At 65.1% G+C, this 2969-nt stretch carries 2 protein-coding genes and 1 pseudogene; all 3 read right to left on the minus strand.

Annotated elements, in window-relative coordinates:
• Positions 1-1170 (minus strand): phosphoribosyltransferase family protein (locus tag RHBS_RS26190; RefSeq protein ID WP_374700665.1); only part of this gene is annotated, 1170 nt, incomplete at its 3' end.
• Entirely contained in the window at positions 1167-2315 is a 1149-nt protein-coding gene (locus tag RHBS_RS26195; RefSeq protein ID WP_128646834.1) for an HpcH/HpaI aldolase/citrate lyase family protein, read from the minus strand. The genes RHBS_RS26195 and RHBS_RS26190, both read right to left, overlap by 4 nt.
• A 23-nt stretch (positions 2316-2338) precedes the next feature.
• Positions 2339-2969 (minus strand): annotated as a pseudogene (locus RHBS_RS26200) (hypothetical protein); the annotation flags it as partial.

The raw sequence follows: 2969 nt of genomic DNA on the forward strand, positions 1-2969 counted from the left end.
AGCACGTCGGTGCCCGAGGCGGCGAGAGTCTCGGCGGCGACAGCGAGGGCGTCGGTGTCGGCGGGGGGCGTCGGCGACGAGGACCAGTGTGGCGTCGTGCGGGGCGGACGCGTTGTAGAGGTAGCGCAGTCCCGATTCGTCCTCGGGTGCAGCGAACTCGAAACCGCGGCGCAGGGGGTAGTCGGGCACGTCGAGAACGTATGCCGGTGACCGAGTTGTGGTTTGGAACAGGGCGCGGTGTCCCAGATTCTGCAGCGCCGCCGCCAGTCGGAGCGGCAGATACATGAGCTCCTCGTGGCCGATGACGACCACCGGTTCCGATTCGGGGAGCGAGCCGTCGACGGTGGCTGCGAGATCGTCGATCGCGGAGTCGAAACCTGCCGCGTCGGATCGGAGGAATCCATGGCGTCCGCCGTCGGGCAGGGTTGCCGGCCAGTGTGCGTCGACTCGGCGAACCGAACCAGATTGTGCAGCAGTGGGATTGAATACCGGGTCGGGTAAGTCCAGTACCGTCTCCATCAGTCCCGGCTCCAGCTCCACCGATCCCTGCGCCAGGCTCACGTTGTCGATCCGCACGCCGAGTTCGGTTGCCACCGCAGCCGCAGCAGCGAGATGTTCGGCGGTGCGCATGTCCACCAGGGATGCGATGACGTAGTGCGCGCGCCCGGCCGAGGAGTGAATCTGTCGCAACGCATCCAGCGCGGTCGCTCCGGTCGAGATCTCGTCGTCGACGAGTATCAACGGCAGGTCGCCGGCGAGAAGGTCGGCCGATGTGGGCATCAGCAGGTGGTCGGTGGCGTGCGAGTGACCCTCCTCGAACTCGCCGTGCACGGTCATGCCGGGTACGGGGCGACGCGTCGAGTGCAGGTAGCAGTGCGCGCCCAGAGCAGTCGCGACCGTGTGACCCAATCCCGTTGCTGTTTCCGCGAATCCGAGAACGTCGACATCGGAACCGCCCACCGCGGTGTGCACCAGGGCGGCCAGTTCGTTGCCTGCGGCGATGACGACGTCCGGATCGACGGGTATGTGTTTGCCGAGCACCGTCGAGACCAACAGGTGGGCGCGGCGGGGGTTGCGACGTAGGCCGGGCCGCACCAATTGTGTTGCGGTCCAGGACGACGACGAACCGGTGTCGGTGAGCACGATGCCGTCGGCCGGATTCGCGTTCATCGCTGTGCCAGTGCGGTCAGTAGATCCACGAACGTGATCCCCTCGTTGGTGACGCCGAACGCCTTGGCGCGCACCATCGTCTGCTTCGCCCAATTGCGGTGCGGGCCCAGCTCGTTCATCTTGTTGCGGTAGCCGGATGCCTGGACGCCGCCCTGGTCGGAGGAGAGAATGTCGAGTGCGTCGTGGTACTCCTCGTGCGTCACCGCGGACAGCGCGTGCACGGCAGGCACGTGTGAGGGATGGATGACGGTTTTGCCCTGAATACCGTTCGCACGGTCGAGTGCCACCTCGCGCAGCAGGGCGTCGAGGTCGCTGCTCACCAATTGCTGGCGGAAGCGTACGGCCTGTTGATCGACGAACGGCGTCTGACGCAGAAGGGGACGAAACATGCGCTCGTGGTCAGCGAAGTACTCCCACACCGGTCCGGTGATGACAAATCCGGAGCCGTCGTACCGGCCCAGGTGATTGACGATCGCGCTGATGACGTCGGCGACGACGCGGACGTCGTAGATCGTCAGGTCGCGGTCGCGGCGGATGCCGAAGGTGCCGCACATGTCGGTAGCGCCGATTCGCACCGCCAGCACGATGTCGCGGTAGTGGCCGAGCAGTTCACGGATGGCAACCAGTTCCGCGTCGCGGGTCTCCCGGTGCACCACTTCCGGTGATTCGAGGACGGGCATGGCGAACAGACGGGTGCCGTGTGCCTTCGACGCAGCGACGATCTCGTCGAGAAACTCGGCTCCGCGGGCGGCCGTGAACTTCGGTACGACGAATCCGGCGAGCCCGGCGGCACCGTGGTCGAGGCCGGCGCAGATGCTGCGGATGTGCGCGGCGGTACGGGCCCTTACGAACACCAGCGATCCCGAACCCGAGAGTTCGTTCAGAGTTCGCACGGTGTTGGCCAAGGCTTCTTCCAGATTATGGTCCGCCACAGCGTCTTCGAGATCGATGACGATCGACCGCACACCCTCGTCGGTGCGCTTGTTCACCGTCGCAGTCAGGTCGGGACGCGTGGCCGGGATGTACAGCGTTGCGCCGAGAGCCGTTGCCGCGAGGTCGTTTCCGTCGCTCGTCTCGATGTCTTCGGGTTGCATGAAGAACACTCGTTCACGGGTGTCTGCGTCGAGATGGCGAAAGTGTTGCACCACTGTCCTTCGTGTGAATGTGATCAGTGCGAGGTACGCATGCGGTCGATCACGCCTGCGATGAAGTCCGAAATGGTATCCAGATCCTGCAGATATGACCAGTAGTCGGGATGGGTACCCGTCAGTGCTGTGCTCGCCCTGTCGATCCGGGCGAGCTGAGCATCCAACACCGAGCCCCATTCGGCAACCAGACCGCGATTGATCGCGAGTTGTTGAGCGTCACGAAGTTTGAACCGCACTTTGTTCTCGGTCTCTTTCGGATCGGCTTTGACCGCACGCAGAAGGCGAACTCGGTCGGTGACCGCGTCGACCAGTTGTTCGGCATCGCTCAGGTGTTGACGCGCCTGGGTCACCAGATCCAGTGAGTGTTCGGGGTTGCCCGCGCCGAGTGCAGAACGCGCCGCGCTCAGATCCTCGTCGGCCTGCTCGACGTGGCGCGCACTGGATCGTTCGTTGCGAGACAGGTCTGCCGAACTCTTGGCGTTGAACTCCCGCAGCAAGCTCGAGAAGGCCGGGGCAATGCCCTCGGATCTCGTTCGCACGGCCTCGATTCGGGTGCGCACCGAGGCCAGTGCCGTGCGGGCCTCCTGAAGGCGTCCCGGAGCCGAGTCCACTGCAGCACGCAGTGCGGCGGCCCGGTCGCGGACCAGGGCA

The organism is Rhodococcus sp. BS-15, from assembly GCF_000813105.1.
Taxonomy (GTDB): Bacteria; Actinomycetota; Actinomycetes; order Mycobacteriales; family Mycobacteriaceae; genus Rhodococcoides.